Origin of the sequence: Pseudoxanthomonas sp., from assembly GCF_036845285.1 — a bacterium.
Lineage (GTDB): Bacteria > Pseudomonadota > Gammaproteobacteria > Xanthomonadales > Xanthomonadaceae > Pseudoxanthomonas_A.
Window position 1 is genome coordinate 109,088 of sequence record NZ_DAIUEE010000003.1, and the last position, 18,434, is coordinate 127,521.

Below are 18,434 nucleotides of genomic sequence, written 5' to 3' on the forward strand. Positions count from 1 at the left end.
CGTGATTCGCGATGAGTGATTCGTGCACGCAGAGCGCGACTCGTGCCTTCGCGAATCACCCATTCCGAATCACGAATCACGGCTTCACAGCAGCACGACATCGAACTGCTCCTGCAGGTACTGCTCGTCCGCCTGGAAACGGATGGACTTGCCGAGGAATTCCTCGAGTTCCGCCACTGCGGTCGATTCCTCGTCGGTGATGCGGGCGACGACCTTCGGCGAGGCGATCACCAGCAGGCGCGCGGCTTCGAACTGGCGCACGGCGCGGGTGATCTCGCGGAAGATCTCGTAGGTGACGGTTTCGGTGGTCTTGATGCTGCCGCGGCCGCTGCATTCCGGGCACGGCTCCGACAACTGGCGCGCCAGGCTTTCGACCGTGCGCTTGCGCGTCATCTCCACCAGGCCCAGTGGCGAGAACTCGTAGACCGTGGTCTTGGCATGGTCCTTCGCCAGCGACTTCTCCAGCGTGCGCAGCACCTGGCGACGGTGCTCGGGATCGTCCATGTCGATGAAGTCGATGATGATGATGCCGCCGAGGTTGCGCAGCCGCAGCTGGCGCGCCACGGCCTGCGCAGCTTCCAGGTTGGTGCGGTAGACCGTTTCCTCCAGGTTGCGCTGGCCGAGGAACGAACCGGTGTTCACGTCGACCGTGGTCATCGCCTCGGTCTGGTCGATCACCAGGTAGCCGCCGGACTTCAGCGGCACCTGCTTGTCCAGCGCGCGGCCGATCTCGTCCTCGACGCCATACAGGTCGAAGATGGGGCGCTCGCCGGCGTACAGTTCGATGCGTTCGGCAAGCACCGGCATGTACTTGGCGACGAAGGCCTGCAGGCGTTCGTGGGTTTCCTTGGAATCGACCTTCACCTTCTCCACGTCCTTGCGGATCAGGTCGCGCACGGCGCGCAACGGCAGGCTGAGGTCTTCGTACAGGATGCTGCACGAGGGCGACTCGCGCCCGCGCCGTTCGACCACGTTCCACACACGCGACAGGTAGGCGATGTCCTCGGCCAGCGCCTCGGCCGGCTGGCCTTCGGCGTTGGTGCGGATGATGTAGCCGTGGCCGCCGTGCAGGCCGGCCAGCTCGGTGACGACCTGCTTGAGACGATGGCGCTCGGCCTCGTCCTCGATGCGCGCCGACACGCCGATCACCTTGGACTGCGGCAGCAGCACCAGGTAGCGCGACGGAATGCTGATCTGCGTGGTCAGCCGGGCGCCCTTGCTGCCGATCGGATCCTTGACCACCTGCACGATGACATCCTGCCCATCGCGCAGCAGGTCCATGATGGGGGCCGCCGGCGGCGTGGGCAGCGGCGTTTCTTCGCCATCGACCACGGCGCCCGGCGACGACCGCACGATGTCGTTGGCGTGCAGGAACGCCGCGCGCTCCAGCCCCACCTCGACGAACGCCGCCTGCATGCCGGGCATCACCCGCTGCACCTTGCCCTTGTAGATGTTGCCGACGACGCCGCGGCGCCAGCCACGCTCGATGTGCAGCTCCTGCAGCATGCCGTTTTCGATCACCGCGACGCGCGTTTCGCGCGGGGTGACGTTGACCAGGATTTCTTCCGACATGGGTCCTTCCTCAGGCTGACGCGGTGGCGGCGGTTGCCGTTGGATGGATACCGAAGTCGCGCAGCAACTTCGAGGTTTCGTACAGCGGCAGGCCCATCACCGCCGAGTAGCTGCCGGCCAGGCGGGTGACGAACTGCTCGGCCCGGCCCTGGATGCCGTAAGCGCCGGCCTTCCCCATCGCCTCGCCACTGGCGACGTAGGCGCCGATATCGTCATCGTGCAGCTCGGCGAACGTGACCTCGGTGACCACCAGCGCCTGCGCTTCCCGCGCGGCGCTGACCACCGAGACAGCGGAGACAGCCTGGTGCGTGCGTCCGGACAGGCGGCGCAGCATGGCGGCCGCATCGGCGGCGTCCACGGGCTTGCCGAAGACCTCGTCCTCCAGGATCACCTCGGTGTCGGCCCCCAGCACCACCGCGCCCGGGGTGGCGACGACTTTCAGCAGGCCGGCGCCCGCCTTCTCGCGGGCGACGCGGCGGACATAATCGGTGGCAGGCTCGTTGGGCTGGCGGTGTTCGGGGATGTCGAGGTCTATCCGGCCGAACGAGAGCCCCAGGCGGGTCAGCAGTTCGGCACGGCGCGGGGATTGGGAGGCCAGATAGAGCATCGCGGAAGAATAACCCGCGGCGCCTGACTGAATGACCGCTGATGCCCGCCGGAACCGGGTAACCCTGCGCCAGATCACGGCGCGTTCATGTCATCGTGAACACCCTTTCGCGTAGACGACCGGGTGCCGCATCACCCCCCACCAAGAATAAGGAGATCCCATGCATCTGCCCCTGCTTCGCCCGCTGCTGCTCGCCATGACCCTGTCCCTCGGAACTACCGTCGCCATGACCAGTCACGCCCAAACCGCCCCCGCGTACGCCATCCCCGCCGACGGCACCCTGCTCAACGTGTCGGCGCAGGCCGAGGCGTCGCGCGTGCCGGACATCGCCACCATCTCCGCCGGCGTCGTCACCCAGGCGGTCGACGGCAATACCGCGATGCGCCAGAACAGCGAGCAGATGGCCAAGGTCGTGGCCGCCATCAAGGCCGCCGGCATTGCCGACAAGGACGTGCAGACCAGCGGCATCAGCCTCAATCCGCAGTACCGCTACGCCGAGAACGAAGCCCCGAAGATCACCGGCTACCAGGCCAACAACACCGTCAGCATCAAGGTCCGCGACATCGCCAAGCTCGGCAAGGTGCTGGATGCACTGGCCGGCGTGGGTGCCAACCAGATCAATGGCCCCAGCTTCGAAATCGACAATCCGGAACCGGTCTATGACGAAGCCCGCCTCGCGGCGCTGAAGAAAGCCCAGGCCCGCGCGGAGACCTATGCGAAGTCGCTGGGACTGAAAGTGCGCCGGATCGTCAGCATCTCCGAAGGCAATGGCGGCTTCCGCCCGATGCCGATGATGGCCATGGCCAAGATGGAAGCCCGCGACGCGAGCGGCGCGCCGCCGGTTTCGCCGGGTGAAACCACGGTCTCGATCAACCTGGACGTGGTGTTCGAACTGGGCAAGTAAGCCCGACCTGACCCATCCCGAGACGGCGCCCTGCGGGGCGCCGTTTTCGTTCCGGAACCGGACCACCGGACTACGCCCAAGGTCGAACCCCGCCCCTCTTGCGGACGCCAACCGCCGGAGTACAGTCTGGGCGTGCGGCGCCGGGACGTTGCAACCCCACTCCTTGCGGCCGAGCGTTGTTCCGTTCACAGCCCTGAAGGAGGTGGATCATGGTTCGCGCACTACCCCACGGTTCCGATACCCGCATCGACATCGGTCGCATCGCCGCCATCGCGGCGGCCATCGCGCTCCACGCCGCCGCCCTGCTCATGCTGCTGATGCCGATGGCGGCACCGACCATCGCTCCGACGGCGAAGCCGAAGCCCATCGTGCACTGGTACGACCGCGAGAAGCCCAAGCCGCTCGATCCCATGCCGGTCGTGCAGGAGCGCAAGATCACGCCCGAGAAAAAACCGGACGCGGTGCAGACGCGTCCCGACGTGGCGAAGCCCCTCGTTGACACCTCGGTGATCGTCGAGGGCGGCACCGAAGCGACCGTCATCGATGCGGTCGAACCCGCCGCGGACCTCGCGGGCCCGATCTCATCCGGCGGCCCGCTGCCGTCCGCAACGTTGGAGTACGTACGCGCCACGTCGCCGCGCTATCCCATCAACGAACTGCGCAACGGCGTGCAGGGCACGGTGATCCTGCGCGTGCTGGTGGACATCGACGGCAAGCCTGCCGACGTGACGGTCGAGACCAGCAGCGGCAACCGCAACCTGGACAAGGCGGCCCTGCAGCACGTCCTGAAGACCTGGCGCTTCAAGCCCGCCATGCAGAACGGGCAGGTGGTGCAGGCCTACGGCCTGGTGCCGATCGCCTTCAGCCTGCAGTGAGGCCGGATGCATGAACGGAAAAAGCCCGCCGTAAAGCGGGCTTTTTCTTGCCGCCGTGCCGCCGATCAAGCGCGATGGTACGGATGGTTGGCCAGCATCGCCGCAGCGCGGTAGACCTGTTCGGCCACCACCAGCCGCACCAGCATGTGCGGCAATGTCAGCGGGCCGAGCGACCACGTCTCGTGCGCGGCGGCCAATACGTCCGGCGCATGGCCTTCGGGGCCACCGATCAGCAACGCGATGTCGCGACCCAGCGTGCGCCAGTGTTCCAGCCGCTGCGCGAGCTGTTCGGAGGAATACGGTTTGCCGGTGACTTCCAGCGCCACGATGTGCGCACTCTTCGGCAATGCCGCCCGCACGCGCTTGCCCTCGTCCTCGATGGCACGCTGAGGATCACGTCCCTTGCCGCGCAGGCCTGGCTCGACTTCCACGAGTTCGAACGGCAGCCAGTGCGACAGGCGCTTCTGGTATTCGGCGAAGCCCTGCGCGACCCAGGTCGGCGCACGCTCGCCGGTGGCGATGAGACGGCATTTCATGGCGGCATGATAGCGAGCGCGGAAACCTGTCCATACACGACAACGGCGCCGGGAAGGCGCCGTCGTACGACCTCGTGGAACCGGTTAGAGTCCCGATTCGTCGGCGGTCTCGACGTCTTCCGGCGGCTGGTCGCCGACGGTCCACAGGCGCTCCAGCGCGTAGAACTCGCGCACGCGCGGCAGCATGACGTGGACGATGACGTCGCCCAGGTCCACCAGCACCCATTCGGCTTCGCGCTCGCCTTCCACGCCCAACGGCATCACGTCGAGCTTCTTGGCGAACCTCACCACTTCGTCGGCGATGGATTTCACGTGGCGGGTCGAGGTACCCGAGGCGATCACCAGGTAGTCGGCAACGCTGGATTTGCCACGCACGTCGATCTCGACGACATCCTTGGCTTTCAGTTCCTGCACCGCGGCATGCACGTTGGCAAGCAGGTCCGGCAGGGCCGGCGGCGGACTGGGGAGGCGGGTCTTGATGACGTGGGCTTGGCTGGACAAAGGCTTGGTGGCTCCGGGAATACGGCGGCGATTATAGCGGACCCGCGTCGGCGGCCCGTGAGGCGTAAAGCCTTTCGTCGGCAATCGCAGCGGCCACCGGGGGCGGGACAAGATGGCGCCAAGGCTCGCAAGCGGCGATGCGGCGGCGGATTTCCGTGGCCGATTCCGGCTGGAGCGGCTGGTTCAGGCGGTACACCCGCCCAGCCGGCGTGTATTCCAGGTCTTCGCGCCGGTCGGTCCAGCGTCCCGCCAGCGCTTCCGCCAACGGAGGCGGCAGGCCGGTATCGAGGGCGCTGCCGGGCCGGTCGGCGACGATGAAATGCGTGAGGTCGAACAGCGCGGTCCACGCACGCCACGTCGGCAGGCCCAACAGGCTGTCCGCACCGATCAGCAAGGCGATGGGAACCGCATCGCCGTGCTCGCCCCGCAACTCCCGCAGCGTGTCGATCGTGTAGGAACGACCGGCGGGGTCGTGCTGCGCGCGCCGGAGTTCGCGCCTGTCGACACACAGCCCGGGGATGTCCTTCACTGCAACATCCAGCAGGTGCGCCCGCTCCGACGCGGTGGCGCCGGGAGGCGCGCGATGCGGCGGGTCCGCGGCCGGCATCAGGTGGACGGGTACACCGAACTCGTCGTGCGCGGCGCGCGCGATCGCCAGGTGCCCGTTATGGAAGGGGTCGAACGTGCCGCCGTAGACAAGCTGCAGCATCGCCGGTCAGGCGACCAGCAGGCGCACGGCCTTCGCATCCGCGATGGCCAGCAGCAGCCGCTCCAGTCCGACCCAGGCATCGCCGTCGCCACGGCCCTTGGCCGTGCGGTCGATCTTCGAGGCCTCGGCGACGAACCGGTCCCAGCGCGCCGGCGCGGCGTGGCGCTGCAGCGCGCGCTTGAACGGCGCCTGCTTCGCCTCCCAGATGCCCTGCGACTTCATCTCTGCGGCCAGGTTGCCGCCGTTCGCCTGCACACGCGCCAGCGTCGCCGTGCGCAGCAGTTCCTTGACGATCATCGGCATCAGCCCGGCGACGACGTCGCCCTCGGCCCGCAGGCCGGCGAGGATGCGCGAGACCTGCGCACCCTGCCCCGCCAGCACCGCGTCGGTCAGGCGGAACACGTCGTAGCGCGCCGCGTTGGCCACCAGCGACTCCATGCGCTCGACGTCCAGCGTCTGGCCATCGCTGAGCAGGGCCAGCTTGTCGATCTCCTGCGCGGCGGCGAGCAGGTTGCCCTCGACGCGGTCCGCCAGCAGTTGCACGGCATCGCGCTGCGCACTCAGGCCCTTGCTGCGCATGCGGCTCTCTATCCAGCCCGGCAATTCATGCGGCTTGATCGCCCATGCCACGGCCAGCACGCCGACGCGCGCGACCGCATCGCTCCACTTGCCTTGATAGGCCTTGCCCCACTCGCCGGAGGTGATCAGCAACACCACGTCCGGCGGCGGATTGGCGCAGAACGCGCTGATGACCTCGGCACCTTCCTTGCCGGGCTTGCCGCCCGGCAGGCGGACTTCCACCAGTCGCCGCGCACTGAACAGACTGGGCGCGTTGAAGCTCGCTTCCAGCTGGCCCCAGTCGAAGTCCCGCCCATCGGCATCGAACACTTCCCGCTCACCGATGCCTTGCGCGCGTGCCTGGGCACGGACGGCATCCGCCGCTTCCAGCACGCGCAGGGTCTCCGGCCCGGCGATCAGGTAGACCGGATGCAGCGGTTCGGACGCGCCGCGCGCGGCCAGCTGTTCCGGCTTGAGTTCCATCAGGGTGCGGCAGTCACCGGACCCGAGCGCACCACGCCGTCGATGCGCCGCAGGATGGAAGCGGCCATTTCGCGACGCAACTCGTCCGCGAGCACTTCGCGCTCGGTGGAGGTACCCGTCGCGTCCTGCGGCGGCGACACGTAGTCCCGCGACAGTTCGACGACCTGCTGCGGCACCAGGTCGGTGCCGTCGGCCCGGGTGAAGGAGAACACCACGGCATAGCGAAGGCTGAATTCCTGTGCGCGCCCGAACTGATCGACCGCAATGGGCAGGTCGCCCCAGCGCTCGGAAACGACGCGCAACGTGGCTACCTGCGCGCCGGATGTCGCCTCCGAGCGCTCCTCGTCGCCGATCTCCGATGCCAGGGTCGCGCCCGCCGCCTGCAGGCCGCGCGACAGGCTGGTCACCAGCGCGCTGTACGACTTCGAGGATGCCGTGACCCGGACCGGGCCGAGATCGGCCGGCAGCGCGATCTTGTTGCGCAGGTGGAAACCGCACCCGGCCAGGAAGACCAGGGCGACGACGAGGGCGGGCAGGCGGAATCGGGTCATGGGTGAAGTCTGGACGAGCCCGTCATGGGCGGCAATAGCGTAGCCGGCCCACAGGTGAACGCGGAGGCAAGGCCCCGCGTCCTCAGCCCGCCACGATGTTGACGATCTTGCCCGGCACCACGATCACCTTGCGGATCGACAACCCTTCGAGGAACTTCGCCGTATTCGGTTCGGCCTTCGCCAGCGATTCGACCAGATCGCGCGGCGCGTCCGCGGCCACGGCGATGGTGCCGCGCAACTTGCCGTTGACCTGCACCGCCAGCGTGACCGAGTCGCGCACCAGCGCGTCCGAATCCACCTGCGGGAAGGCGAGGTCCTCGATCAGCGTTTCCTCGTGGCCCAGCGCCTGCCACAACGCATGGCTCGCATGCGGCGTGATGGGATTGAGCAGCAGCACGGCCGCTTCCAGTGCTTCCTGGCGCACGGCGCGGCCCTGCGCCGTGGCATCGTCGAACTTGCCCAGCGTGTTGGACAGTTCCATCACCGCCGCGATGGCGGTGTTGAAGCTGTGTCGCTTGCCGTAGTCGTTGCCGACCTTGTCGATGGTCTCGTGCGTCTTGCGGCGCACGGCCTTCTGGTCGGCCGTCAGCGCCGCAATGTCCAGCGCTTGCACGCCACCGTCGGCGACATGCTTCTGCACCTGCGTCCACAGCCGGCGCAGGAAGCGCGCCATGCCTTCCACGCCGGCCTCGTTCCACTCCAGCGACTGCTCCGGCGGTGCTGCGAACATCGAGAACAGGCGGACGGTATCCGCGCCGAACTTGTCGACCATCGACTGCGGGTCGACGCCGTTGTTCTTCGACTTCGACATCTTTTCGACCGGACCGATCTTCACCGGCTGGCCATCGGCCTTCAGCGTGGCGCCGACCATGCGCGCCTTGTCGTCGCGCTGGATCTCGACGTCGACCGGATTGATCCAGTCCTTCGAGCCGTCGGCATTGTCGCGATAGAACGTTTCCGCGATCACCATGCCCTGCGTCAGCAGGTTGGTGGCCGGCTCGTCGCTGTCCACCAGCCGCGCGTCGCGCAACAGCTTGTGGTAGAAGCGGAAATACATCAGGTGCAGGATCGCGTGTTCGATGCCGCCGATGTACTGGTCCACCGGCAGCCAGTAGTTGCCACGCTTGTCCACCATGTCCTTCGCGCCCGGCGAGGTATAGCGCGCGTAGTACCAGCTGGACTCCATGAAGGTGTCGAAGGTGTCGGTCTCGCGCTCGGCGGCTGCGCCGCACTGCGGGCACTTGGTCTTGCGCCATTCGGGATCGGCCTTGATCGGCGACTTCACGCCGTCGAGGGTGACGTTCTCGGGCAGCACGACAGGCAGATCCGAATCCGGCACCGGCACCGCGCCGCAGGCGTCGCAGTAGATCACCGGGATCGGGCAGCCCCAATAGCGCTGGCGGCTCACGCCCCAGTCGCGCAGGCGGTAGTTCACCCGGCGCTGGCCCTGGCCCTTGCGCTCGAAACGCTCGGCCAGCGCTTCGAAGGCGCCACGGTAATCCAGGCCATCGAACTCGCCCGAGTTGACCAGTTCCAGGTCACCGCGCGTCTTGTCGCCGTACCAGTCATGCCAGGTGGTGGCGTCGTAGGTCTTCTCGGCGTCGTTCTTAGGCGACTTCAGCGCGATCACCTGCTGGATCGGCAGCGAGTACTTGGTGGCGAATTCGAAATCGCGCTGGTCGTGGCCGGGCACGGCCATTACCGCGCCCGTGCCGTAGCCCATCAATACGAAGTTGGCGACCCACACCGGCACCTTGTCGCCGGTGACCGGATGGACGGCGCGCAGGCCGGTATCCATGCCGCGCTTTTCCTGCGTCTCCAGTTCTGCCTCGGACACGCCGCCGTGCTTCAGCTGTTCCAGGAACGTCGCCAGCGCGGGATTCGACGCGGCCGCCTTCAGCGCCAACGGGTGTTCGCCGGCGATCGACACGAAGGTCACGCCCATCAGCGTGTCCGGACGCGTGGTGAATACGGTCAGGGGGTCATGGCCTTCCACGGCGAACTGGATCTCCAGGCCTTCCGACCGGCCGATCCAGTTGCGCTGCATGGTCTTGACCGCGTCGGGCCAGCCCGGCAGGTCGTCCAGGCCGTCCAGCAGTTCCTGCGCGTAGTCGGTGATGCGCAGGAACCACTGCGGGATCTCGCGCTTCTCGACCAGCGCACCGCTGCGCCAGCCGCGGCCGTCGATCACCTGCTCGTTGGCCAGCACGGTCTGGTCGACCGGGTCCCAGTTCACCACCGAATTCTTGCGGTAGGCCAGTCCCTTGCGCAGCAGGCGCGTGAACATGCGCTGCTCGTGCACGTAGTAGTCCGGGCGGCAGGTGGCGAACTCGCGCGACCAGTCGATCGCGTAGCCCAGCGCCTGCAACTGGCCGCGCATGTGCTCGATGTTGGCGTAGGTCCACTTCGCCGGCGCGGTCTTGTGCTTGAGCGCGGCGTTCTCGGCCGGCAGGCCGAAGGCGTCCCAGCCCATCGGCTGCAGCACGTTGTGCCCGGTCATCCGCCGGAAGCGGCTGATCACGTCGCCGATGGTGTAGTTGCGCACGTGGCCCATGTGCAGCGCGCCCGACGGGTACGGCAGCATCGACAGGCAGTAGTACTTGGGCTTGTCCGACCGTTCGTCGACCTCGAAGGCACGCGCCTGGTCCCAGAATGCCTGGGCGGCGGTTTCGACGGATTTCGGATCGTAGACGGCGGGTTCGGCTGTGGACATGGCGGGCGGCGGCTCGGTGCTGCAACGGCAAAGCCGCAAAGGGTACCGCAGCGCACCATGCCCCGCCACGCCAGCGGGTAGCATGGCGGGGTCGAAACGGGGATTCCAGATGACCAAGACCTTGCTTGCCGTTGCCCTGGCTGCCGCCAGCCTGTCCGTCCACGCGGCCGATTCCGCAGCGCCTTCCACGCTGGCCCTGCACTGCGAGCGCCTGTTCGACGCCCGCAGCGGCAAGGTGCTGGGCGAGCACACGGTGCTGGTGCGCGACGGCAGGATCGCCGAGGTCATCCCAGGCCGCGCCAAGCTGGCCGATGCGGACTCCATCGTCCTGGCCGACCACACCTGCACCCCCGGCTGGACCGACCTGCACGTGCACCTGGGCAGCGAATCCAGCCCGCAGAGCTATTCCGAAGGCTTTCGCCTGGATCCGGTGGACTACGCCTTCCGCTCCGTGGGTTACGCCGAGAAGACGCTGATGGCCGGCTTCACCAGCGTGCGCGACCTGGGCGGCGAAGTGGCGCCGCACCTGCGCGACGCGGTCAACCAGGGGATGGTGAAGGGGCCGCGCATCTTCGCCGCCGGCAAGTCCATCGCCACCACCGGAGGCCATGCCGACCCGACCAACGGCTTCAACGACCGGTTGTCGCACCTGCTCGGCCCGCCCGGCCCGACCGACGGCGTCATCAACTCGCCGGAGGAAGCCCGCCAGGCGGTGCGCCAGCGCTACAAGGACGGCAGCGACGTCATCAAGATCACCGCTACCGGCGGCGTGCTGAGCTACGCCAAGTCCGGCGATGCGCCGCAGTTCGTGGTCGACGAGGTGAAGGCCGTCGTCGACACCGCACGCGACTACGGCTTCCGCGTGGCCGCGCACGCGCACGGCAAGGAAGGCATGCGTCGCGCCATCGTCGGCGGCGTGACCAGCATCGAGCACGGCACCTACATGGACGACGAGATCATGCGGCTGATGAAGCAGCACGGCACCTGGTACGTACCGACCATCTACGCCGGCCGCTTCGTGGCGGAGAAGGCCAAGATCGACGGCTACTTCCCGCCGGTCGTGCGCCCGAAGGCCCAGCGCATCGGCGCACTGATCCAGGAGACCGCCGGCAAGGCCTATCGCAACGGCGTGAAGATCGCCTTCGGCACCGACATGGGCGTGGGTCCGCACGGCGACAACGCACGCGAGTTCCTTTACATGGTGGAAGCCGGTATTCCCGCCGCTGTGGCGCTGCAGGCCGCGACCATCCGCGCCGCGGAGGTGCTGGGCGTGGACGACCAGGGCGTGATCGAAGTGGGCAAGCGTGCCGACATCGTCGCGGTGCCGGGCGACCCGGTCGCCGACATCAACGCGGCCCTGAAGGTCGACTTCGTGATGAAGGACGGCCAGGTGTATCGCCAACCGTAAGCGGACCGGACCGCAGAGCCGAGTTCGCTCGGCTGCTGCGGGCGTCGGATCGTCGTTTGCGTGTCGGCAAGCAGCGGAGCACGCTCCGCGCTACGTGCCGGAACGATGCGAAGCGACGCACAGCCACGCCAGCCACGCCGCGTAGCCCAGCCGCTGCGCGATGCCCGCCGGCATCAGCGCCACCGCCAGCAAGGCGACGAACAACACCAGCAACGCCGCCACGACACTGGCCCTCGCCAGCATGCGCCACGGCGGGCGACCGCGCAGGCCGAGCGCGACCAGCAGCGCCCCCGGCACGAACGCCACCCACCACAACATCCACGCGGTGGCATGCAGGCTGCTGGCCTGGTTGTCGAGGTCCGCGGTATCCAGCGGCAACAGGCCCATGCCGACGAAACCCAGTGCCGACAACAGGACCAGTTGCGCGCCCACGCGCAGCGGCCACCCTGCGTCGTCCGGCAAACGGCGCCGCAGGTGCAACGAAGCCGACGCCGCCAGCACGCCTGTCAGCAGGAATCCGAACACATTGAACCCAAGCGCGTGCGGCACGTCCTTCGCGCCCAGCACCGCCACCGGATGCCAGACCTGCGAATAGCCGGACAAGGCCGCGCCGAAGCCGATCACGGCCGCGATGAACGCGACCAAGGCCAATGGTCCACTCCATTGCCATGCCCTGCTCATGCGTCCCCCCACCGGAACACCTCGTCGATACCCACCCCGAATGCCCGCGCGATACGGAACGCCAGTTCCAGCGACGGCGCGTAGCGTCCCGCCTCCAGCGCGATGATGGTCTGCCGGGTCACCCCGCAGGCATCGGCCAATGCCTGCTGGGTCATCTCGCCACGCTCGAAGCGCAGCCGCCGGATCTCGTTCGCGATCGGCGTCCCGGTCATCGGCGGTCCCACCAGTACATCACCGCCGTCGCCGCGTATTCGCACAGCCAGCCCCACATCAGCGCGAACACCAGCAGGTTGGCGATCATGAAGTGCGACGCCCACGCCAGCCGGTCCGCCGGCGAGAACGCCAGCATCACCGCCAGCCCGATCACGACGAACGTCAGCCCGCCCCGGCCCCAGCCCGCAGCCTGCTTCTCGATCTCGCGGTCCCGCTCGTCCTCCTGCACCCGCCCCTTCCAGCGCTTGCCGAGCACGCCGACGAGCACACTCCATGCGACCAGCAGCAGTACCAGGTTGCGTCCCACCGCGCGTGCGCCGTGGTTGTCCCAGGCGGGGCCATCGGCGAATACGTGCACCTTGGCGAGGAAATAGCCGGTCGCCGCCAGCATGAAGGCCACGCCCACCCAGGCTTTCCACTCGCCGGGCGACAGGCCGCGCTCCACCTCACCGGGCGGCGTTTGCGAGACCGCGAACAGGGAAACCCAGGCCACCGTCACCAGCAGTGCCGTGCCCCCTTTGCCCAGATCCACCCCCAACAGGACGTCGGGGCCGGCCAGCAGCGCCCAGAACGCCAGCATCGCGCCAACCAGCAGGACCCACCACTTCATACGCCGCAGCCACATTGACGTCACTCCTGCCAGACAATATGTCCGCTTTAGATTACATTCTGGCGTGACGATGTCAAATCCTTTTTACATATCCTTGTATCCTGCCGGCTGCGACACCATGTGAACGCCACGTCCCCGCCCCAAGAGTGACCCGATGAGCGATCTGCCCCACGTGTTCGATGCCACCACCGAAACCTTCGAAGCCGACGTGCTGCGCAAGTCGATGGAAGTGCCGGTGCTCGTCGACTTCTGGGCCACGTGGTGCGGGCCGTGCAAGACGCTGGGGCCGATCCTCGAAAAGCTGGCGGGCGACTACAACGGCGCGTTCCTGCTGGCCAAGGTCGACGTCGACAAGGAACAGCAGATCGCGGCCGCGTTCCAGATCCGTTCGGTCCCTACCGTCTTCCTGGTCAAGGACGGGCAGATCGTGGACGGGTTCCCGGGTGCGCTGCCGGAAGGCCAGCTGCGCGAGTTCCTGGCCTCGCACGGCGTGCAGCCGGCCGAGGGCGCGGACGCCGCCGTCGATGAAGTGCCGCTCGATCCGCAGGCACAGGTCGCCGCGCTGCGCGAGGCCATCGCCGCCGAACCCGACGAGGACGAACTGAAGCTGGACCTTGTCCTCGCGCTGCTGAAGACCGGCGATGCGCCCGAAGCCGAGCGGCTGCTCGATGCCCTGCCCGCCAACCTCGCCACCGACGACCGTGCGGTCAAGGCGCGCGCCCGGCTGGGCTTCGCAGCCGCCCTCAAGGACGCCCCGGCGCCGGACGCCCTCCGCGCTGCCGTCGCCGCGAACGCCGACGACCTGCGCGCCCGCCATCTGCTCGGCGTACATGCGCTGGTCGCCGGCGACTCCGAAGCGGCGCTCGAGCAGTTCCTGGAGATGCTCAAGCGCGATCGCGCCCATGAGGACGGCCTGGCGCGCAAGAGCCTGATCGACGCCTTCCGGGTGATCGAGGACGACGCGCTGGTCAGCCAGTACCGCAGGAAGATGTCCTCCCTGCTGTTCTGATCCGCGAATACTCCTCCGTCCTCACCGAACCCGGCAGTCCCGCATGAAACCCGGCACCCTGCGGCACATCTTCAATGTGTGGCCGCCCTTCCTGCTCAGTGGCATCCACGTCACCGAGATGGCACCGGACTGGAGCTTCGCGCGCGTCGAACTGCGCATGCGCCCCTGGAACCGCAACTACGTCGGCACCCATTTCGGCGGCAGCCTGTTCGCCATGACCGATCCGTTCTGGATGATCCTGGCCAAGGAACGCCTGGGCAGCGAGTACTACGTCTGGGACAAGGCCGCCGAGATCGAGTTCGTGAAGCCCGGCAAGGGCACACTGCACGCCGAGTTCCGCCTGGATCAACGCGTGCTCGACGAGATCCGCACCGAGGCCGCCGATGGCCAGAAGTACCTGCGCTGGATGCCGGCCGACGTCTTCAACGCCCAGAACGAAGTCGTCGCCCGCGTGCGCAAGCAGATCTATGTGCGACTGAAGCCGGAAGCTCGCCGGCCGCGCTGATCACAGGGCCGGCAGGTCCGCCCGGTTTGCAGGCAGGGGCAGCGCGAACACACTGCCCTGCCTGTCGTTGAACAGGTCGATCTCCAGCCCGCCACCGTCGGTACCGACACGGATCCTGCGGCCGCCCGGATGCGCGCGCTGCCATTCGTCGAGCCGTTCCTTCAACGGACGCGCATCGTTGCGTTGCCCGCGCAACGCCCGCCAGGCCGACACGCCACGCAGCCGGGCCTCCGCATCCTGGAAGCGCTCCGCATAGCCCGCCAGCGAAGGCGCGGCGATGTTGTCGAGAATGCAGCCGGTCGCGTTCGCGATGCAGGAGAACGTCCATCCTCCGGACAACGGCGCGTGCTTGCCGAGCGGCGTATCCGCCTGGACGAGCGCGTCGGCCTGCGGTCCACAGAACCAGGCGTGGCGACGTGCGCCGCGCGCCATCGTCTTGCGCTGGTCGAGGACGAGATCCGCCATGAACCTGCGATGCCACGGCTGTTTGTCGACATTCAATGCGCTGAAGCCCTCCAGCAGATAGCGCCCTTCGCCGATCATGGTGGGGCAGATACCGGCGACCATCGCGCCATCCGCGTCGAACGCCCCCGCGCATTCGCCCGGCAATTGGTAATCGGCAGGGAGGTCCGCCAGCATGTCGACGAACAGTCGTGCGGACATATCCATCAGCGCCGTCCCCACCACGCCACCAATCAGCATGTCACCGCTGGCGACCAGCTTGCGGGCGATCGACGCATTCCGGCAGACGCCACGCAGGCCTTCCTCGCGCTCTCCGCGCGCGAACGCGTACGCATGCAGGGTCTGCGTCTGGAACAGCGGGCTGTAGGCGGGCAGCGGCGTGTCCGGCCGTGCCGGAAACGGATTGCGGAAATAATCGTAGGCGTCCAGCGCGGCGACCCGCGCCGCGAGCGGCTTCCGGATCGCCACGGCAGGCACGAGGGCCTCCATGCGATCGCGGACGTGGCGCAGGCAATGCGCCTCCCGGCCGCTGCAGAGCACATCAGCACCACCTTCGGCATCGATCCGCGGGTACGCATCGAGCGCGGAGGCAGGGGACGGTTCCACACCCGCTCCAGCCCGGATCGGCTGCGACCGGAAGCGCTCGACCTCCAGGACCAGCAAGCGCTCGGCCTCCGCCACGGGAACGTCGTACTGCAACGACCACAGCGCCGCAAAGCCGTTGCGACCTTCCATCGACCGGGGCGCCTCGATCAGGGCCAGCGCCTCGGCATCCTCCGCCGGGATCGGCATCAGCCGGCTGATGGTGTACAGGGACACCGCGACCACCACCGTACCGAACACGACCAACCCGAACCACCTGAAGAAGCCGCTCATTCCATTCCCCCTGCAACAGCGTCCTGCCGACGACTATATAGCCGGGACTGCGCGGCGGCCTACAATATCGCCATGCCCCCCGACCATCCCGCGCACCGCGTATCGGTGCAGAAGCTCTTCATCACCGGCCTGCTGACCCTGCTGCCGATCTGGCTGACCTGGGTCGTCATCAAGTTCGTGTTCGTGCTGCTGTCCGGCATCAGCAAGCCGTGGGTGGAGCCGCTGTCGCACCAGATCGCGGCCTCGTTCCCGCAGTCGCTGGGCTGGTTCAACGGCCTGTGGGTGCAGAACACCATCGCGATGGTCGCCACGCTGTTCGTCATCGTCGCCGTGGGCGCGCTGACGCGGCGCGTGATCGGGCAGCGGCTGCTGCGCTGGTTCGAGGCGCTGATCGCGCGCGTGCCCTTGGCGAACGTCATCTACACCAGCGCGCGCAAGCTGCTGGACATGCTGGAGACCAAGCCCGGCAGCACGCAGCGCGTGGTGCTGATCGACTTCCCGCACCGGGACATGAAGTCGGTCGGCCTGGTGACGCGTGTGATCCGCGAGGAGGGCAGCGGCCGCGAGCTCGCGGCCGTCTACGTGCCTACCACGCCGAATCCGACCTCCGGCTACCTGGAGATCGTGCCGGTCGAACTGCTGACACCGACCGACTGGACGGTGGACCAGGCGATGAGCTTCATCATTTCCGGCGGCGCCGTGGCACCGGAGACGATGCCCTTCACCCGCGCAAGGGATCGCTGACCGATGGACGCACCGCGCACGCTGGACGACCGCGCGGTCCGCCTCTTCATCGTGCTGGCGGCGGTGTTCTGCGCCAACGCGGTGATGGCCGAGTTCATCGGCGTCAAGATCTTCGCGCTGGAAGACACGCTGGGCGTCGCGCCGCTGGAATGGAACCTGTTCGGCCAGGCGGGCTCGCTGAGTTTCACCGCCGGCACGCTGCTGTGGCCGTTCGTCTTCATCCTGACCGACACCATCAACGAATTTTTCGGCAAGCGCGGCGTGCGTTTCATTTCGTGGCTGGCGGTGGCGCTGATCGTCTACGGCTTTCTCTTCGCCTTCGCCGCCATCGCGCTGGCGCCAGCCGGCTGGTGGGTGGAGGCGGCGCAGTCGCAGGGCGTGCCGGACTACCAGAAGGCCTTCGCCGCCATCTTCGGCCAGGGCATGTGGACCATCGCCGGGTCGGTCGTCGCGTTCCTCGCAGGCCAGTTGATCGACGTGTCCGTCTTCCATCGCATCCGCAACGCCACCGGCGAGCGCTGGGTGTGGCTGCGGGCGACCGGCTCGACCGCGATCTCGCAACTGGTGGACAGCTTCGTGGTGATCTACATCGCCTTCGTGCTGGGTCCGCAGAAGTGGCCGACGTCGCTGTTCCTCGCGGTCAGCACCGTCAACTACGCCTACAAGATGCTGGCCGCGATCGCGCTGATCCCGCTGCTCTACCTCATGCGCCACGGCATCCGCCGCTACCTGGGTCACGAACGGGAGCGGCAGTTGCGCGCCGAGGCTGCGGTTGACTGAAACGATGCGCCACGCGGTGCCGGCCTCGGGAGAACACGATGAAAACGGCCTGGTTATTGGGAGTCCTGCTGATGACGACGGGTGAATCGGGCGCCGCCACGCGCGACGCCACCATCGACGGGTGGATGCGCGACTACACCGGCCAGGTGCCCGGCGCGTCGGTGCTGGTACTGAAGGACGGCGCGCCCGCATTCCGGCGCAGCTACGGCATGGCCGATCTCGAGGCCGGCATCGCCGCGTCACCGAAGACCAACTATCGCCTTGCGTCGGTCAGCAAGCAGTTCACCGCCGCCAGTGTCCTGCTGCTGGCCGAGGACGGCGCCCTGACGGTCGATGACCCGCTGCGACGCTGGTTGCCGTCGCTGCCGGCCGCTGCGGATGGCATCACGCTGCGGCACCTGCTCAGCCACACCTCCGGCCTGATCGACTACGAAGACCTGCTACCCGCGGACCAGGTCCGGCAGGTGCATGACGCCGACGTGCTGCGCCTGCTCGAACGCGAGGACCGCCTGTATTTTCCGCCCGGCAGCGACTACCGCTACAGCAACAGCGGCTATGCATTGCTGGCGCTGGTGGTGGAACGCGCCTCGGGCCGGAACTTCGCGGCGTTTCTGCAGGCGCGGATCTTCGGACCGCTCGGCATGGCGGCAACGCTGGCGCGCGAGGACGACGGTCCCGCGGTCAAGGACCGTGCCTTCGGTTACAGCCGCATCGACGGCCAGTGGCAGCGCACCGACCAGAGCACCACCAGCGCAGTGCTTGGCGACGGCGGCATCTATTCGTCCCTGGATGACCTGGCGCGCTGGGACGCCGCGCTGTACGACGACCGCCTGCTGTCGGCAGCGTCGCGTGCGCAGGCATTCGCTCCCGCCACCGCGACCACCGAACCGGACGTCGCGCACTACGGCTTCGGCTGGCGCCTGCAGGGGCGCATGCAATGGCATTCCGGCGAGAGCATCGGCTTCCGCAACGTCCTGCTGCGCTTCCCTGCGCAGCGGTTGACCGTGGTCGTGCTGAGCAACCGCGACGACCCCGAACCGTACCGGTTGGCGCGGCGCATCGCCGGCCTGTGGGATGCGGTGCCGTAAGCACGCCTACGGCCCGATGTGATTTGACGAGAAAACCGTTCGCCGCCGG

At 67.8% G+C, this 18,434-nt stretch carries 20 protein-coding genes; 8 read left to right on the forward strand and 12 right to left on the reverse strand.

The features are described from left to right. Positions 1-84 precede the first annotated feature (84 nt). Together rng and V7060_RS05160 are read right to left on the reverse strand one after the other, a co-directional pair. Complete coding sequence (gene rng / locus V7060_RS05155) at positions 85-1,572, reverse strand: ribonuclease G (RefSeq protein WP_334178186.1); 1,488 nt, start codon at positions 1,570-1,572, stop codon at positions 85-87. A gap of 10 nt (positions 1,573-1,582) precedes the next feature. Then, positions 1,583-2,179, reverse strand: coding sequence for a Maf family nucleotide pyrophosphatase (locus tag V7060_RS05160; RefSeq protein WP_334178187.1), 597 nt, complete (start codon positions 2,177-2,179; stop codon positions 1,583-1,585). Positions 2,180-2,339: 160 nt separating this feature from the next. Here V7060_RS05160 and V7060_RS05165 point away from each other — a divergent pair, with 160 nt between their 5' ends. Both V7060_RS05165 and V7060_RS05170 read left to right on the forward strand, forming a co-directional pair. Beyond that, the gene (locus tag V7060_RS05165) at positions 2,340-3,083 is read left to right on the forward strand and encodes an SIMPL domain-containing protein (RefSeq protein ID WP_334178188.1); all 744 of its coding nucleotides are present in this window, start codon (positions 2,340-2,342) and stop codon (positions 3,081-3,083) included. A 209-nt stretch (positions 3,084-3,292) separates the two neighbouring features. Further along, positions 3,293-3,958, forward strand: coding sequence for a TonB family protein (locus V7060_RS05170; RefSeq protein ID WP_334178189.1), 666 nt, complete (start codon positions 3,293-3,295; stop codon positions 3,956-3,958). A gap of 65 nt (positions 3,959-4,023) precedes the next feature. Here the strand turns inward: V7060_RS05170 and rlmH are convergent, their stop codons facing one another. The 6 genes from rlmH to leuS all read right to left on the reverse strand — a co-directional run bounded on the left by rlmH (position 4,024) and on the right by leuS (position 10,009). Continuing rightward, the gene (gene rlmH / locus V7060_RS05175) at positions 4,024-4,494 is read right to left on the reverse strand and encodes a 23S rRNA (pseudouridine(1915)-N(3))-methyltransferase RlmH (RefSeq protein ID WP_334178190.1); all 471 of its coding nucleotides are present in this window, start codon (positions 4,492-4,494) and stop codon (positions 4,024-4,026) included. 84 nt (positions 4,495-4,578) lie between these two features. Beyond that, positions 4,579-4,995 (reverse strand): ribosome silencing factor, encoded by a 417-nt coding sequence (gene rsfS, locus V7060_RS05180; protein ID WP_334178191.1) that lies wholly within the window; start codon positions 4,993-4,995, stop codon positions 4,579-4,581. A 31-nt stretch (positions 4,996-5,026) separates the two neighbouring features. Beyond that, a complete protein-coding gene (nadD, locus tag V7060_RS05185) occupies positions 5,027-5,704 on the reverse strand; it encodes a nicotinate-nucleotide adenylyltransferase (RefSeq protein WP_334178192.1) in 678 nt (225 codons plus the stop codon). A gap of 6 nt (positions 5,705-5,710) precedes the next feature. After that, complete coding sequence (gene holA, locus V7060_RS05190) at positions 5,711-6,745, reverse strand: DNA polymerase III subunit delta (protein WP_334178193.1); 1,035 nt, start codon at positions 6,743-6,745, stop codon at positions 5,711-5,713. After that, positions 6,745-7,296 (reverse strand): LPS assembly lipoprotein LptE, encoded by a 552-nt coding sequence (lptE, locus tag V7060_RS05195; protein WP_334178194.1) that lies wholly within the window; start codon positions 7,294-7,296, stop codon positions 6,745-6,747. The genes holA and lptE overlap by 1 nt, the downstream gene beginning before the upstream one ends. Before the next feature lie 82 nt (positions 7,297-7,378). Beyond that, on the reverse strand, positions 7,379-10,009 hold the full coding sequence (gene leuS / locus V7060_RS05200) for a leucine--tRNA ligase (RefSeq protein ID WP_334178195.1): 2,631 nt from the start codon (positions 10,007-10,009) through the stop codon (positions 7,379-7,381). A 109-nt stretch (positions 10,010-10,118) separates the two neighbouring features. Here leuS and V7060_RS05205 point away from each other — a divergent pair, with 109 nt between their 5' ends. Continuing rightward, complete coding sequence (locus V7060_RS05205; RefSeq protein ID WP_334178196.1) at positions 10,119-11,417, forward strand: amidohydrolase family protein; 1,299 nt, start codon at positions 10,119-10,121, stop codon at positions 11,415-11,417. 90 nt (positions 11,418-11,507) lie between these two features. On the opposite strand, the gene V7060_RS05210 is transcribed toward V7060_RS05205, so the two are convergent. The 3 genes from V7060_RS05210 to V7060_RS05220 are packed head-to-tail and all read right to left on the reverse strand — an operon-like array spanning position 11,508 to position 12,921. Beyond that, positions 11,508-12,098, reverse strand: coding sequence for a DUF998 domain-containing protein (locus V7060_RS05210; RefSeq protein ID WP_334178197.1), 591 nt, complete (start codon positions 12,096-12,098; stop codon positions 11,508-11,510). Beyond that, positions 12,095-12,310: a helix-turn-helix transcriptional regulator gene (locus V7060_RS05215; protein WP_334178198.1), complete on the reverse strand. Its 216-nt coding sequence runs from the start codon at positions 12,308-12,310 to the stop codon at positions 12,095-12,097. The genes V7060_RS05210 and V7060_RS05215 overlap by 4 nt, the downstream gene beginning before the upstream one ends. Next, entirely contained in the window at positions 12,307-12,921 is a 615-nt protein-coding gene (locus V7060_RS05220; protein WP_334178199.1) for a hypothetical protein, read from the reverse strand. The genes V7060_RS05215 and V7060_RS05220 overlap by 4 nt, the downstream gene beginning before the upstream one ends. Before the next feature lie 154 nt (positions 12,922-13,075). Here V7060_RS05220 and trxA point away from each other — a divergent pair, with 154 nt between their 5' ends. Together trxA and V7060_RS05230 are read left to right on the forward strand one after the other, a co-directional pair. After that, positions 13,076-13,930: a thioredoxin gene (gene trxA / locus V7060_RS05225; protein ID WP_334178200.1), complete on the forward strand. Its 855-nt coding sequence runs from the start codon at positions 13,076-13,078 to the stop codon at positions 13,928-13,930. Positions 13,931-13,973: 43 nt separating this feature from the next. After that, positions 13,974-14,435, forward strand: coding sequence for a DUF4442 domain-containing protein (locus V7060_RS05230; protein WP_334178201.1), 462 nt, complete (start codon positions 13,974-13,976; stop codon positions 14,433-14,435). Here V7060_RS05230 and V7060_RS05235 read toward each other — a convergent pair whose 3' ends face one another. After that, a complete protein-coding gene (locus tag V7060_RS05235; RefSeq protein WP_334178202.1) occupies positions 14,436-15,773 on the reverse strand; it encodes a hypothetical protein in 1,338 nt (445 codons plus the stop codon). A 72-nt stretch (positions 15,774-15,845) separates the two neighbouring features. Here V7060_RS05235 and V7060_RS05240 point away from each other — a divergent pair, with 72 nt between their 5' ends. The 3 genes from V7060_RS05240 to V7060_RS05250 all read left to right on the forward strand — a co-directional run bounded on the left by V7060_RS05240 (position 15,846) and on the right by V7060_RS05250 (position 18,385). Next, positions 15,846-16,517, forward strand: coding sequence for a DUF502 domain-containing protein (locus V7060_RS05240; RefSeq protein ID WP_334178203.1), 672 nt, complete (start codon positions 15,846-15,848; stop codon positions 16,515-16,517). Between the two features lie 3 nt (positions 16,518-16,520). After that, entirely contained in the window at positions 16,521-17,297 is a 777-nt protein-coding gene (locus tag V7060_RS05245) for a queuosine precursor transporter (RefSeq protein WP_334178204.1), read from the forward strand. Positions 17,298-17,368: 71 nt separating this feature from the next. After that, positions 17,369-18,385, forward strand: coding sequence for a serine hydrolase domain-containing protein (locus V7060_RS05250; RefSeq protein WP_334178205.1), 1,017 nt, complete (start codon positions 17,369-17,371; stop codon positions 18,383-18,385). Positions 18,386-18,434 lie beyond the last annotated feature (49 nt).